Below are 14,553 nucleotides of genomic sequence, written 5' to 3'. Positions count from 1 at the left end.
AACATGAACCTGTCTGACAAAAAAGCCACTCTATCCTTCTCGGATGGCAGCGCACCCATTGAGTTCCCTGTCTACAAGGGCACGGTCGGTCCGGATGTGATCGACATCCGCAAGCTGTATGGCCAGACGGGCATGTTTACGTTTGACCCGGGCTTCATGTCCACGGCCGCTTGCGAATCGGCCATCACGTACATCGACGGCGACAAGGGCGAACTGCTGTACCGCGGCTTCCCGATCGAGCAACTGGCCGTCAATTGCGACTTCATGGACATCTGCTACCTGATCCTGAACGGCGAACTGCCGAACGAGGCTCAGAAAGCTGACTTCGACTCGCAAGTGACCCATCACACGATGGTCAACGAGCAACTGCACTTCTTCCTGCGTGGCTTCCGCCGCGACGCGCACCCGATGGCCGTGTTGACGGGTCTGGTTGGCGCGTTGTCCGCGTTCTACCACGACTCCACCGACATCACGAACCCGCAGCATCGCCACATCTCGGCCATCCGCCTGATCGCCAAGATGCCGACGCTGGTCGCGATGGCGTACAAGTACTCGCAAGGCCAGCCGTTCATCTATCCGCAGAACGACCTGTCCTACACGGGCAACTTCCTGCGCATGATGTTCGCCACGCCGTGCGAAGACTACAAGGTCAACGAAGTCGTTGAACGCGCGCTGGACCGCATCTTCATCCTGCACGCCGACCACGAGCAGAACGCGTCGACCTCGACCGTGCGCCTGTGCGGTTCGTCGGGTACCAACCCGTTTGCCGCCATCTCGGCTGGCGTGGCTTGCCTGTGGGGCCCGGCTCACGGCGGCGCCAACGAAGCTTGCCTGCAGATGCTGGAAGAGCTGCAAGCCAACGGCGGCATCGACAAGGTCGGCGAGTTCATGGAGAAGGTCAAGGACAAGAACTCGGGCGTTCGCCTGATGGGCTTTGGCCACCGCGTCTACAAGAACTACGACCCGCGCGCCAAGCTGATGCAGGAAACGTGCAAGGAAGTGCTCTCGGCCCTGGGCCTGGAAAACGACCCGCTGTTCAAGCTGGCCATGGAACTGGAACGCATCGCCCTGTCGGATCCGTACTTCGTGCAGCGCAAGCTGTACCCGAACGTGGACTTCTACTCGGGTATCGTCCAACGCGCCATCGGCATCCCGACCTCGCTGTTCACGGCCATCTTCGCGCTGGCCCGCACGGTGGGCTGGATCGCCCAGTGGAACGAAATGCTGTCGGATCCCGATTACAAGATCGGCCGTCCGCGCCAGCTGTTCACGGGTTCGGTCACCCGCGACGTGCCCCCGATGGACAAGCGTTAATCCGCTTTCCGCTTCGGCAAGAAACCGCCTTCGGGCGGTTTTTTTATTGTCGTACGGAAGCGGATATCATCCTTGCCATGATTCCCGTCTCGCTCCCGTCAGCCAATTTCTACATCCTGCTTTCCTTCGGTTTCCTGGCCGGCATCGTGCTCGTCGGTTGGGCGGCGGCGCTGGCGGCCAGCGCGCGGCATCGCCGGTTCGTCCGCAAGCATTGGAAGACGTCCGCCGTCCTGTTCGTGGTGCTGGCGGTGCCGTTCGCCTTCTACGCCTGGGTGCATGCCGTTGTCTGGCAGATCGAACGGGAAAGCGACCGGCAGGAGGCCGCGCGCCATGTGACGCTGGAACAGGCGGTGACGGTGGCCGGCACGCCGATGCCCGCCGGCACGCGGCTGACGCTGCAGGACGAGGGGCAGCTAGACACCTATCTGGAAGCCGAATTTCCGCAGCCCGTGGTCATTTTCGACGTGCAGGCGACACGCTTGCGGCGATTTCTTGGCACCGACTACGACCAGGACACGTACGCGCTGATCGGCCGGTATCCGCAAAGCGTCGTCGTCAGCGGGCAGGGCGACCAAGCGGTGCAAGGATGGCAGTGCGACGCCACCCGCGATATCGAATTCGACACCACGCGCGAGGGCGGCATGAAAGTGCTGAGCCAGTGCCAGCTGGGCAGCGGCAATCAGGTGGGGGATCTGACGATCGCGCCGGGCTCGATCCTGTACGGGTCGAGCGGCACCGTGTATGTGGACGGCGCTTCCGACCCGGACCGCTGGCGGGTGGAAGTGAAGGACCCCGTGGCGGTCAAGGTGTTCGGGCTGATGCTGAGCAATCCCCGGATCTACCTGGACGCCGACCGGCGCCTCTTGCGGGTCAGCGACACGGAACTGGCCTGCACGCTGGATCTGGGCGGTTTCCATTACGTTCCCGGCACGCAGGTCAAGACCATCCGGCGGGTCCAAGGCGCCGGACGCGAACCGTTTCCGGGCATCTTCGTCTTCAGCCCCGGCGACGGGCAAACGGCCGAACGCGACGGTCATGAGGCGGTGCCCGCGGGCATGTCGGTGATGCAGGCGTTCGACGGAACGTTGGCCGGCATCGTGAAAAACGAAACGGTCGGCGTTTTCGAATTCGCGACTTTCGTCGTCGGCGACGAGGAACCCGCCCCTCCGAAGCGGGCGGCTTGCCCGTAGCGGCCCGCCCCGCATGGCAGGCCGCATTAAGAAATTCTTAAAAGTCTCCTCCGACAATGCGGCATGCCGGCGGCGTTCCACGCCGGTGGAACCGTCAAGGGAGTGATTTCGGATGAGACTTCCGTGAAGCGCCTGCACAGCATGGAGCTGTTTGCAGAAGTGGCCAAGGCGCGCAGCTTCAGCCGTGCCGCCGTCGTGCTGGGTTTGCCGAAATCGACGCTATCGCGCCGGGTGGCCGAACTGGAGCGTTCAGTGGGCCTGAGCCTGCTCAACCGCAGCACCCGCAAGGTGGAGCTGACGGGGGCCGGAGAAATTTATCTGGAGCGCTGCCTGCGCATCGTCGAAGAGGCCCAAGTCGCGCACGAGGAATTGCAGGCCCTGACCGCGACGCCTTCGGGCTTGCTGCGCGTCAACATGCCGGCCACCTTCGCCACCGACGTGATGGCGGAGATCTTCCTGGGCTTTTCGCGCCGGCATCCGGACGTGGCCTTCCACATGAACCTGGCCAGCCTGGAGCACGCGGACCGCGTGGCCGAGCCCTGCGACCTGACGATCAAGATCGGCGACATGCCGGACTCCTCGCGCATCGCGCGTTGCCTGGGATCCCTGAACGTCCATCTCTACGCGTCGGAAAGCTATCTGGCGGCCCATGGCGCGCCCGCCCATCCATCGGACTTGGCCGCGCACGAATGCATCGGCTTCCGCGCCGAGGCGCATGGCGCGCCGACGCGGTGGCCGCTTGTGCGCGGACAAGAGCAGATCAGCGTGATGCCGGGCAGCCGGTTTTCGGTGAACGAGGCCGGCATGGCGCGCCGCCTGGCGGTGCTGGGCGCGGGCATCGCGCCACTGGGCGGAGACCAGAGCGAACTTGAGCGTTCAGGCGGCCTGCGCCGCGTCCTGCCGGGCTGGAGCCTGGGGCCGTTTCCGGTGCATGTCGTCACCGAAACGCGGCTGCTGCCGGCCCGGGCCAGGGCGTTCGTCGACTACCTGATCACCTGCCTGGCCACGGGCTGGCCAGCGCCCGCGCCTATACGCTGATGTGGCGCGCCATCAAGACGGCGAACAAGGGCAGGAAGATGAACAAGTGCGATTCGATCATCACCCAGCGGCGCACCCGCTTGATCTCCGGCAAGGCCGGCACGAAGCCCGGCTGCTGACGGGATTGCTTCGCCCAGCGCAGCATGGCCAGCGTGGGCGGGATCGAACAGAGTGCGATGATGACGAAGAGCGTGATCTTGGCGTGGAACCAGGGCGTGCTCATGTAGAACGCCGCGCCTTTCACGCCCAGGGTCAACCGCAGCACGCCGGTGACCAGCACCAGGATGGCGCTGACCCCGTAGAGGCGATCGTAGATGACCAGGCGCTTGACGCCGTTGGCGGTCAGGTCGGGGCGCAGCAGCACCGCTTCGGCGGTCAGCACCACCACCAGTACAAAGATGGCCAGGTAATGGAACCAGGCGTACAAGGCATCGGCCAGCATGTCGTCTCCAGGGTAGGGGGCAAGCTTGGTTTTACCATCTGGCCGATCGCGCGGACTACCGCCGGGCCTGCGGCCGATTGCCGCGGCGCAAATAAAAACGGGCGCCCCGGCTGCGGGACGCCCGTTCCGTTATCGCCGGGAGGCGATCAACGGCGCTTTCTGGCGGCCTCGGCGGCTTCCTGCTGTGCATCCACGACGGCGAGCGCCGTCATGTTGACGATGCGGCGCACGGTGGCGCTGGTCGTCAGGATGTGCACCGGACGCGCGGCGCCCAGCAGGATCGGACCCATCGCGACGCCATTGCTGCCCGTCATCTTCAGCATGTTGTACGTGATGTTGCCGGTGTCCAGGTTCGGCATGACCAGCAGGTTGGCGCGGCCCTTGAGCGTGCTGTCCGGATAGGCCAGCACACGGATCTTCTCGGACAAGGCGGCGTCGGCGTGCATTTCGCCGTCCACTTCCAGGTCGGGCGCGCGTTCCTGCACCAGCTTGCTGGCAGCGGCCATCTTCCTCGACGATTCGGTCACGCGGCTGCCGAAGTTCGAGTGCGACAGCAGGGCGATCTTCGGCACCACGCCAAAGCGCAGCATTTCATCGGCGGCCTGGATGGTGATGTTGGCCACTTCTTCCGACGTCGGGTTTTCGTTGACGTGGGTGTCGGTGACGAACAGCGTCTGGTCGGGCAGCATCAGCACGTTCAGCGCCGCGTACGTCTGGCCTTCCTTCTTGCCGATGATTTCGTCGATGTACTTCAACTGGTTGTCGTACTTGCTGGCCACGCCGCAAAGCAGGGCGTCGGCGTCGCCGCGACGCAGCAGCATCGCGCCGATCAGCGTGTTGTGCTTGCGGATCATCGCCTTGGCGATGGCCGGCGTCACGCCTTCGCGGCCCTTCAATTGGTAGTACGCGTTCCAGGTTTCGTTGAAGCGGTTGTCGTCTTCGGGATCGACGATCTCGAAATGCTCGCCGGCCTTCAGGCGCAGGCCGGCCTTTTCGATGCGCATTTCGATGACGGCCGGGCGGCCGATCAGGATCGGGAACGCCAGCTTCTCGTCGGCGACCGTCTGCACCGCGCGCAGAACGCGTTCGTCTTCACCGTCGGCGTAGATGACGCGCTTGGGCGCCTTCTTTGCCTGGGCGAACAGCGGACGCATCAGCTGGCCCGAGTGGTACACGAAGCCCATCAGCTTCTGGCGGTAGGCCTCGATGTCTTCGATGGGGCGGGCGGCCACGCCGGAATCGGCGGCGGCCTGGGCCACGGCCGGCGCGATCTGGACGATCAGGCGCGGGTCGAACGGCTTCGGGATGATGTAGTCGGGGCCGAACGACAGTTCCTGGCCGGCGTAGGCGCGGGCCACTTCATCGTTCTGCTCGGCCTGCGCCAGTTCGGCGATGGCCTTTACGCAAGCCAGCTTCATCTCTTCCGTGATGCGCGAAGCGCCGGCATCCATGGCGCCGCGGAAGATGAACGGGAAGCACAGCACGTTGTTGACCTGGTTCGGGTAGTCCGAACGGCCGGTGGCGATGATGCAATCCGGGCGGGCGGCCTTGGCCACTTCCGGACGGATTTCCGGTTCCGGGTTGGCCAGCGCCAGGATCAGCGGGCGGTCGGCCATGGTCTTGACCATGTCGCCCGTCAGCACGCCGGCGGTGGAGCAGCCCAGGAACACGTCGGCGCCGTTGACCACGTCGGCCAGCGTGCGTGCGTCGGTCTTCTGCGCGTAGCGCTTCTTGTTGGCTTCCATGTTCTCGTCGCGGCCGTCCCAGATGACGCCGCGGGAGTCCACCACGAAGATGTTCTCGCGCTTGACGCCCAGGTGGACCAGCAGGTCCAGGCAGGCGATGGCGGCGGCGCCGGCGCCCGAGCATGCCAGCTTGACCGAGCCGATGTCCTTGTTCACGACCTTCAGGCCGTTCAGGATGGCGGCCGACGAGATGATGGCGGTGCCGTGCTGGTCGTCATGGAAGACGGGGATCTTCATGCGCTCGCGCAGCTTCTTCTCGATGTAGAAGCACTCGGGCGCCTTGATGTCTTCCAGGTTGACGCCGCCCAGCGTGGGTTCCAGCGCCGCGATGATGTCGACCAGCTTGTCCGGATCGTTTTCGGCCAGTTCGATGTCGAACACGTCGATGCCCGCGAACTTCTTGAACAGGCAGCCCTTGCCTTCCATGACCGGCTTGGCGGCCAGCGGGCCGATGTTGCCCAGGCCCAGCACGGCGGTGCCGTTGGTGATCACGCCCACCAGGTTGCCGCGCGAGGTGTACTTCGAGGCGGCGTCGTCGCCTTGCTCGAAGATGGCCATGCAAGCGGCGGCCACGCCGGGGGAGTAGGCCAGGGACAGGTCGTCCTGGTTGGCCAACGTCTTGGTCGGGACGACCGAGATTTTGCCGGGGGTGGGATAGGCGTGGTAATCCAACGCCATTTTGGTAAGAGTTTCGTCCATGGGATCGGGGCCTCTGAGGCACTAACTGAAAAAGAAAACGGGATGACAAACGGCGGGCTCGCGGCCCGCCGGTTTCTTTGCGAAATGCTTAGGGAACACCCGTATTTCACCAGAAAGCGCGGGCGCTTGGTTGTTGCAGTGCAGCGAAGCGGCTAGAGCTCCCAGGGAGGGGTTTGCCGCGAGCCGGCGTTCAAGGCCTGGCGCAGCGTGCCGGCCTCGGCTTGTCGGCCCAGGCTGTCCAACGCATACAGCACGATCCAGTCCGCGCTGACCTCGAAGAAGTCGCGCAGCTGGGCGCGGGTGTCGCTGCGGCCGAAGCCGTCCGTACCCAGGGTCCGGAAAGGCGCGGGCACCCACGCCCGGATCTGTTCGGGCACGGCGCGCACGTAGTCGGTGGCGGCGATGACGGGCGCGTCGCTTGCACCCAGGCAAGCGCGGACCCAGTCCACGCTGTCCGCCGATTCCAGCCCCAGCACGCGGGCGCGCTCGGCCTCGCGGCCGTTCCGGGCCAGCTCGGAAAAGCTGGTGACGCTCCAGACTTCGGCTTCCACGCCGTGGCGTTCGCGCAGGCGATCCGCCGCCATTTCGGCTTCGCGCAGCATCGGGCCGGCGCCCAAGAGGCGCACCTGGACTGGCCCTTGCGCCGGGCGCAGCCGGTACATCCCGCGCAGGATGCCGTCGCGCACGCCGGCGTCGGCGGGCATGTCGGGTTGCGCCAGGTTTTCGTTGGTGACCGTCAGGTAGAAGAATTCGTCGCGCTGCTCGTCCAGCATGCGGCGCATGCCGTGCTCGACGATGACGGCCACCTCGAAGGCGTAGGCGGGGTCGTACGCGCGGCAATTGGGCACGGCGGCGGCCATGACGTGGCTGGAGCCGTCCTGATGCTGCAGGCCTTCGCCGCCCAGCGTGGTGCGGCCGGATGTGGCGCCGATCAGGAAGCCCCGCGTGCGCTGGTCGGCGGCGGCCCAGATCAGGTCGCCGATGCGCTGGAAGCCGAACATCGAGTAATAGATATAGAAAGGCAGCATCGGCAGGCCGTTGACCGAATAGCTGGTGCCGGCCGCGGTCCAGGACGAGATCGCGCCTGCCTCAGTGATGCCTTCTTCCAGGATCTGGCCGTCGCGCGCTTCGCGGTAGTACAGCACCGAGCCGATGTCCTCGGGCTCGTACAACTGGCCTTGCGCCGAGTAGATGCCGATCTGGCGGAACAGGTTGGCCATGCCGAAGGTGCGGGCCTCGTCGGCCACGATCGGCACGATGCGCGAGCCCACCGTGGCGTCCTTGAGCAGCGCGGTCAGCATGCGCACGATGGCCATGGTCGACGACATTTCCTTGCCGTCGGCGGCCAGCGCGAAGCGCGCCCAGTGTTCGGCGTCGGGCGGCGCCAGGCGCGGGGCCTGCGTGTTGCGGCGGGGGATGTGGCCGCCCAGCGCCGCACGGCGCGCTTGCAGGTGGCGCAGTTCGGCGCTGTCTTCGGCAGGGCGGTAGAACTTCAGCGCCAGGCAGTCGGCGTCCGAGATCGGCAGCGCGAAGCGGTCACGGAAGGCCAGCAGGGCCTCGTCGTCCAGCTTCTTCTGCTGGTGCGTCGTCATCTTGCCCTGGCCCGCCGAGCCCATGCCGAAGCCCTTCTTGGTCTGCGCCAGGATCACGGTGGGCTGGCCGCGGTGCCGGGACGCGCGGTGATACGCGGCATGGATCTTCACCATGTCGTGGCCGCCGCGATGCAGGCGGTCGATGGCCTCGTCGGTCCAGTCGGCCACCAGCGCCGCCAGCTCGGGGTTCTGATTGAAGAAATGGGCACGGTTGAAGGCGCCGTCGTTGGCGGCGAAGGTCTGGAACTGGCCGTCCACGGTATTGGCGAAGGCGCGGGCCAGCGCGCCGCCGGTATCGCGCCTGAGCAGGGCGTCCCAGTCGCTGCCCCAGACCAGTTTGATCACGTTCCAGCCCGCGCCCGCGTACAGCGTCTCCAGCTCGTCGATGATGCGGCCATTGCCGCGCACCGGGCCATCCAGCCGCTGCAGGTTGCAGTTGACGACGAAGACCAGGTTGTCGAGCTTTTCGCGCGCGGCCAGCGTCAGCGCGGCGATGGATTCCGGTTCGTCCATTTCGCCGTCGCCGAAAATGCCCCAGACCTTGCGGTCGCCGCCGGGCGTCAGCGAGCGGTGTTCCAGGTAGCGCATGAAGCGCGCCTGGTAGATCGCGTTGATGGGGCCGATGCCCATGGAACCCGTGGGGAACTGCCAGAAGTCCGGCATCAGCCACGGGTGCGGGTAGGACGACAGCCCGCGTAGCCCGCGCGCCGTGGCCGTGATTTCCTGGCGGAAGTGGGCCAGGTCGTCTTCGCCGAGAAAACCTTCCAGGTAGGCGCGGGCGTAGACGCCGGGCGCCGAATGGGGCTGCATGTAGACCAGGTCGCCCGGGCCGTCGGCGGACTGCGCGCGGAAGAAATGGTTGAAGCCGACTTCGAACAGGTCGGCGGCGGACGCGTAGCTGGCGATGTGGCCGCCCAGCTCGCCGTGCGCCTGGTTGGCGCGCACGACCATGGCCAGCGCGTTCCAGCGGTTGATGCGCGCGATGCGTTCTTCAACCGCCAGGTTGCCGGGGAAGGGCGGTTCCTGGTCGGCGGGTATCGTGTTCAGATAGGCGGTGCGGGTCTGGCTATTGGCGCGCAGGCCCAGCGACGCGGCGTGGCCCAGCAGGTTGTCCAGCACAAAGCCGGCGCGGCCGGCCCCTCCGGTGTCGACCAGCGACTGCAGGGCGTCGCGCCATTCGGCGGTTTCCGAGGGGTCGGCGTCGTGCCGGTCGTCTTGCCCGGCGAAAGGGTGGCTGGCGTCGCGCATGGTGGTGATGTCTCCTGTTATCGCTCCATGCTAGACCTGTGTCCAAGGCATGAGTGATCAAATTCCAGGGTGGAAGTGCCGGCTTTCAGCATAATCTTTTGCAGGCGTTTCCAAAGCCGGCAGCATCTGCCGCCAGTCGGCGTTTACGCGTGGTGACCACTGGGTGGACGCCGAAGCGCTAGAATGCGCGGTTTATCAAAATTCACAACGGGAGACTTCAATGACCCAACCCGTCAGCGTCCCGGCAAACGTCACCCTTCCGGAACTGACGTTCCGCGGTGTCCTGCTGGGCGCCTTGATCACCGTGATCTTCACGGCCTCCAATGTCTTCCTGGGGCTGAAGGTCGGCCTGACGTTCTCATCCGCCATTCCCGCAGCGGTGATCTCGATGTCGGTGCTGCGCCTGTTCAAGGACGCCAACATCCTCGAAAACAACATGGTGCAGACGCAGGCCTCGGCGGCCGGCACGCTGTCGTCCATCATCTTCATCCTGCCCGCGCTGGTCATGATGGGGCACTGGCAGGGCTTTCCGTTCTGGCAGACGCTGGGCATCTGCGCGGCCGGCGGCATGCTGGGCGTGATGTTCACCATTCCGCTGCGCCACGTGATGGTGGTGCAAAGCGACCTGCCGTATCCGGAAGGCGTGGCGGCCGCCGAGATCCTGCGCGTCGGCAGCGCCGAACGGGCGCAGGATGCGGCAGGGGATGGCGGCCAGCCTGCCGGCAAGCCAGCCGCGACCGGCATGGGCGACATCGTGACCGGCGGCGTCGTGGCGGCCGTGGTCAGCTTCGCCGCCAGCGGCCTGCGCGTACTGGGCGACGGCGTCAGCGGCTGGTTCGCCCTGGGCGGCGCGGTGTTCCGCCTGCCGATGGGCTTTTCGCTGGCGCTGCTGGGCGCGGGCTACCTGATCGGCATCGTCGCGGGCCTGGCCATGCTGACGGGCCTGATCATTTCCTGGGGCATCGCGGTGCCCGTCCTGACCGCCATGGGCGACATGCCCGCCGGGCAGACCCTGGCGCAATACGCAACCGGATTGTGGTCGTCGCAGGTGCGGTTCATCGGCGCCGGGGTGATCGGCGTGGGCGCCATCTGGACGCTGGCGACGCTGTTCATGCCGATGGCGCGCGGCGTGAAAGCGTCGTTCTCGGCCTTGACCAAGGCCGGCGCGGCACGCGCAGGGCAGGCGCCGCGCACCGAACGCGACTTGTCCGCCGGCTGGATTTCCGTCGTCACGCTGATCCTGGTGGCGGTGCTGGTGATCACGTTCCAGGTGTTCCTGTCGGGCGCGCCGCTGTCGGCCGGCGCCATCTGGAAACTGGTGGCCTACGCCGTGCTGTTCGCCTTCGTGTTCGGCTTCCTGGTGGCGGCGGCCTGCGGCTACATGGCGGGCCTGGTGGGTTCGTCGACCAGCCCGATCTCGGGCGTCGGCATCGTGGCCATCGTGCTGGTGTCGCTGCTGATGCTGGCCTTGGGCGGAGAATTGCTGGGCGTGCAGAACGGCGTGCAGATGGCGATCGCGCTGTCTATCTTCAGTACGTCGGCGGTGGTGGCCGTGGCCTCGATCTCGAACGACAACCTGCAAGATCTGAAGACGGGTTGGCTGGTGGGTGCCACGCCATGGCGCCAGCAGGTGGCGCTGCTGATCGGTTGCGTGGTGGGCGCCGCGGTGATTTCGCCGGTGCTGGAACTGCTGTACAACGCCTACGGCTTCGCGGACGCGATGCCGCGCGAAGGCATGGATCCGGCCCAGGCCCTGTCGGCCCCGCAGGCCACGCTGATGCTGGCCATCGCGCGCGGCATCTTCACCCATCAGTTGAACTGGACCATGATCCTGATCGGCATGGCCGTGGGCGTGGGCCTGATCGTGGTGGACGAGATCTTGAAACGCACGTGCCGCGTGGCCCGGATTCCGGTGCTGGCGGTGGGGATCGGCATCTATCTGCCGCCGACCGTGGCGGCGCCCATCGTGGCCGGCGCGCTGCTGGCGTGGTTGCTGGAACGGGCTTTGCGCCGCCGGGCCGACGCCGCCGGCAAGCCTTACGAGCAATACGCGGATGCGGCGAACCGCCGCGGCGTGCTGATCGCCTCGGGCCTGATCGTGGGCGAAAGCCTGGTCGGCGTGCTGATGGCGGCCATTATCGGCGGCGCCGGCACGGATGCGCCGCTGGCGATTGCGGGCGAAGGCTTCGCGTCCACCGCGTCCTATCTGGGGCTGGCGGTCTTCGTGATGGTGGCGGTGCTGTTCTGGCGCCGCGTGATACGGCTGGGATAGCGGCCCCGGCGCCCTGGCCGGGTCCGCGCTTGCCGCGGGCCGGCCAGGGCCGCACGCTCAGTGTTCGTCTGCCTGCAGCGCCGCCGTGATGATGGCGCGCTTGTCATGCGTGGCGCCGTTCAGGAACAGGTTGAGCAGCACGGCCGACAACGAGGCCAATAAAATTCCCGACTCGACCAGCGTGTGCAGCGAGTGCGGCATCCATTGCTTGAAGTTGGGCGCGATCAGCGGCACCATGCCGACCCCGATCGAAACGGCCACGATCATCGCGTTGTGGCGGTTGCCCTTGAAGTCCACGCCGGACAGGATGCGGATCCCTGTCGCGGTGACCATGCCGAACATGACGATGCCCGCGCCGCCCAGCACCACGGTGGGCAGCGACTCCACCAGCGCGGCCATCTTGGGCAGCAGCCCCAGCACCAGCAGGGCCAGGCCTCCCGCCACGCAGACGTAGCGGCTTTTGACGCCCGTCACCGCGACCAGCCCGACGTTCTGCGAAAAGCTGGTGTACGGAAAGGTATTGAAAATGCCGCCCAGCAAGGTGCCCAGGCCGTCGGTGCGCAGGCCGCGCGCCAGGTCTTCCTGGCGGACGTCGCGGCCGGTCATTTCACCCAGCGCCAGGAACATGCCGGTGGATTCGATCATCACCACCACCATGATCAGCGACATGCTAAGGATCAGCATCGGGTCGAACTTCGGCATGCCGAAGTGGAACGGCAGCACGATATCGAACCAGGCGGCCTGGCCGATCTTCTCGAAGGTCATGATGCCGGTCGCGGACGCGGCGACGGCGCCGATCACGATGCCCAGCAGCACCGAGATGTTGGCGATGAAGCCGCGCGTGTATTTGACGATCAGCAGGATGGAGACGAGGACCAGCGCGGCGATGCCCAGGCCCGTCAGGTCGGCGTAGCGGGGGTTCGGCATCGACGGCATGATGGCGAACCCTTGCGGCACGGGCGGAATGGGGCTGCCCGGCGAGGTGACGTCGGCCAGCCACTTGGCGTAGGTCGGGTCGACGATGACAGGCGCAGTGGGGCCGAACGGGTTGCCGAATATCCAGTTGATGCCCACGCGCATCAGCGTAATGCCGATGACGGCGATGATGGTGCCCGTCACGACGGGCGGAAAGAAGCGCAGCATCCGGCTGATCATCGGGGCGATCAGGATGGACACCACGCCCGCGCCGATGATGGTGCCGAACAGCAGTTGCGCCCCCGCGGCGCCGGGGTTGGCGTTGGCGATCGCGACCATGGGCGCGACCGACGCGAAGGTGACGCCCATCATGACCGGCAGCTTGATGCCGAACCACTGCGTGGCGCCCAGGGTCTGGATCAGCGTGACGATGCCGCAACAGAAAAGGTCCGCCGAGATCAGCATGGCCACTTCGTCCGGCGACAGGTTCAGCGCGCGGCCCACGATGAGCGGCACGGCCACCGCGCCGGCGTACATCACCAGCACGTGTTGCAGGCCCAACGCCGCTAGCTTGCCGGTGGGCAGGCGCTGGTCGACGGGATGATGGTCTTGCGGCGCGCGGGAGGGCGCGGACGATGCAACCTGCATGGCTGAAGTCTCCTGGCGGAGTGGGATATCGGTCGGGGAAAATCCTGAAAAGCGTTCTTGTGTACGAGAAATGTATACAGACGGGCCGGGCATCCGAAATAGAGGAAAACCCGAGTTAATTTGATATATTTAGTTACTTAATGGGGGATTTATCGGACAAAGGGCATGCCGCGCGCAGGCCAGCGCGTCATGCCCTGTCTCGGTTCTTTCCTGCCGCGGTCAGGTCGCCTTCAGCAGGTCGGCCAGCGTGCGCGCGATGACCTTGGTGGCGCGGCGCAGGTCGTCCAGCACGACGCGTTCGTCGCTGCGCTTGGCGTGCGACTCCAGCACCGTGCGCGGGCCGGCGCCGTAGATCACGCCGGGGATGCCCGCTTCGCCATACAGGCGCACGTCGGTGTAGAGCGGGGTGCCCATGGCGGGGATGGGTTCGCCGAAGACGGCTTCGCCGTGCTTCTGGATGGCGCTGACCAGCGGCTGGTTGCCGGGCAGCGGGCGCATCGAATTGGCCAGCAGCAGGCGCTTGATCTCGATGGTGATCCCCGGCGTGGCCGCCGCGGCTTCCTGGATGACGCGCCGGATGTCGGCTTCGACGTCCACGGCGTTTTCTTCCGGGATCATGCGCCGGTCCAGCTTGAAGCTGACTTTGCCGGGCACCACGTTGGTGTTGGTGCCGCCTTCGATGCGGCCGACGTTCAGGTACGGGTGCGTGATGCCGGGGACGTCGGACGTCACTTGCTGGTACAGGGCGTTCTGCGCATACAGCGCGTTCAGGATCTTGACCGCGCCTTGCAGCGCGTCGACGCCTGTCGACGGAATGGCCGCGTGCGCCATCTTGCCGTGCACGGTCACTTCCATTTGCAGGCAGCCGTTGTGGGCCGTCACGACTTCGTAGCTGAAGCCGGCGGCGATCATCAGGTCGGGCTTGGTCAGGCCCTGCGAAAGCAGCCAGCCGGGGCCGAGCAGCCCGCCGAATTCCTCGTCATAGGTGAAGTGCAGTTCCACGGCGCCGTGCGTGGGGCGGGCCACGGCTTCCAGGGCGCGCACGGCGAAGGTGAAGCTGGCGAAATCGCTCTTGCTGACCGCGGCGGCACGGCCGTACAGGCTGCCGTTGTCGATCTCGGCGCCATAGGGGTCGTGCTGCCAGCCGTCGCCCGGGGGGACGACGTCGCCGTGGGCGTTGAGCGCCACGCGGCGGCCCGGGCCGTATTCGCGCCGGACGATCAGGTTGGTGATGGACTCCAGGCCATAGTCCTTGACCTGCTGCGCGGGCACCGCGTGGGCTTCGGCCTCGAAGCCGAAGTCCTGCAGCAGTTCGGCGGTGCGGACGGCATGCGGGGCGTTGTTGCCAGGTGGGGTGTCCGTGGGGACGCGCACCAGCGATTGCAGGAAGCGGACTTCCTCGTCAAAGTGGGCGTCTACCCAGGCGTCGAGTCGGGCGTAATCGGTCATG

9 protein-coding genes are annotated in these 14,553 nt (G+C 66.2%); 4 read left to right on the top strand and 5 right to left on the bottom strand.

Annotated elements, in window-relative coordinates; all coding sequences use genetic code 11:
* The first annotated feature begins 3 nt into the window (after positions 1–3).
* From A9973_RS25125 to A9973_RS25115, 3 genes are all read left to right on the top strand, one after another.
* Positions 4–1,314: a citrate synthase gene (locus A9973_RS25125; RefSeq protein WP_183016349.1), complete on the top strand. Its 1,311-nt coding sequence runs from the start codon at positions 4–6 to the stop codon at positions 1,312–1,314.
* A gap of 77 nt (positions 1,315–1,391) precedes the next feature.
* On the top strand, positions 1,392–2,504 hold the full coding sequence (locus tag A9973_RS25120; protein ID WP_183016348.1) for a hypothetical protein: 1,113 nt from the start codon (positions 1,392–1,394) through the stop codon (positions 2,502–2,504).
* Between the two features lie 141 nt (positions 2,505–2,645).
* On the top strand, positions 2,646–3,542 hold the full coding sequence (locus tag A9973_RS25115; protein WP_183016389.1) for a LysR family transcriptional regulator: 897 nt from the start codon (positions 2,646–2,648) through the stop codon (positions 3,540–3,542).
* Here the strand turns inward: A9973_RS25115 and A9973_RS25110 are convergent.
* From A9973_RS25110 to mdeB, 3 genes are all read right to left on the bottom strand, one after another.
* Positions 3,532–3,984, bottom strand: coding sequence for a DUF2214 family protein (locus tag A9973_RS25110; protein ID WP_183016347.1), 453 nt, complete (start codon positions 3,982–3,984; stop codon positions 3,532–3,534). The genes A9973_RS25115 and A9973_RS25110 overlap by 11 nt on opposite strands.
* 146 nt (positions 3,985–4,130) lie before the next feature.
* Positions 4,131–6,428, bottom strand: a complete 2,298-nt coding sequence (locus A9973_RS25105) for an NADP-dependent malic enzyme (protein WP_183016346.1) — start codon at positions 6,426–6,428, stop codon at positions 4,131–4,133.
* A 152-nt stretch (positions 6,429–6,580) separates the two neighbouring features.
* Entirely contained in the window at positions 6,581–9,268 is a 2,688-nt protein-coding gene (mdeB, locus tag A9973_RS25100) for an alpha-ketoglutarate dehydrogenase (protein WP_183016345.1), read from the bottom strand.
* A gap of 220 nt (positions 9,269–9,488) precedes the next feature.
* Between mdeB and A9973_RS25095 the strand changes: the two genes are divergently transcribed.
* Positions 9,489–11,540, top strand: coding sequence for an OPT family oligopeptide transporter (locus A9973_RS25095; RefSeq protein WP_183016344.1), 2,052 nt, complete (start codon positions 9,489–9,491; stop codon positions 11,538–11,540).
* 57 nt (positions 11,541–11,597) lie between these two features.
* On the opposite strand, the gene A9973_RS25090 is transcribed toward A9973_RS25095, so the two are convergent.
* Together A9973_RS25090 and A9973_RS25085 are read right to left on the bottom strand one after the other, a co-directional pair.
* Positions 11,598–13,103 (bottom strand): nucleobase:cation symporter-2 family protein, encoded by a 1,506-nt coding sequence (locus tag A9973_RS25090; protein WP_183016343.1) that lies wholly within the window; start codon positions 13,101–13,103, stop codon positions 11,598–11,600.
* Positions 13,104–13,322: 219 nt separating this feature from the next.
* Positions 13,323–14,552 (bottom strand): M20/M25/M40 family metallo-hydrolase, encoded by a 1,230-nt coding sequence (locus A9973_RS25085; protein WP_183016342.1) that lies wholly within the window; start codon positions 14,550–14,552, stop codon positions 13,323–13,325.
* Between the last annotated feature and the right edge of the window lies 1 nt (position 14,553).

The sequence above is a fragment of the Achromobacter sp. UMC46 genome, from assembly GCF_014170335.1.
In the GTDB taxonomy this organism is placed as follows: Bacteria; Pseudomonadota; Gammaproteobacteria; order Burkholderiales; family Burkholderiaceae_B; genus Achromobacter.
This window is presented reverse-complemented; position numbering and strand designations above follow the sequence as displayed.

Coding starts and splice junctions, on each gene's coding strand:
- A9973_RS25125 (WP_183016349.1), top strand. CDS start 4: ATGAACCTGTCTGACAAAAAAGCCACTCTATCCTTCTCGGATGGCAGC.
- A9973_RS25120 (WP_183016348.1), top strand. CDS start 1,392: ATGATTCCCGTCTCGCTCCCGTCAGCCAATTTCTACATCCTGCTTTCC.
- A9973_RS25115 (WP_183016389.1), top strand. CDS start 2,646: ATGGAGCTGTTTGCAGAAGTGGCCAAGGCGCGCAGCTTCAGCCGTGCC.
- A9973_RS25110 (WP_183016347.1), bottom strand. CDS start 3,984: ATGCTGGCCGATGCCTTGTACGCCTGGTTCCATTACCTGGCCATCTTT.
- A9973_RS25105 (WP_183016346.1), bottom strand. CDS start 6,428: ATGGACGAAACTCTTACCAAAATGGCGTTGGATTACCACGCCTATCCC.
- mdeB (WP_183016345.1), bottom strand. CDS start 9,268: ATGCGCGACGCCAGCCACCCTTTCGCCGGGCAAGACGACCGGCACGAC.
- A9973_RS25095 (WP_183016344.1), top strand. CDS start 9,489: ATGACCCAACCCGTCAGCGTCCCGGCAAACGTCACCCTTCCGGAACTG.
- A9973_RS25090 (WP_183016343.1), bottom strand. CDS start 13,103: ATGCAGGTTGCATCGTCCGCGCCCTCCCGCGCGCCGCAAGACCATCAT.
- A9973_RS25085 (WP_183016342.1), bottom strand. CDS start 14,552: ATGACCGATTACGCCCGACTCGACGCCTGGGTAGACGCCCACTTTGAC.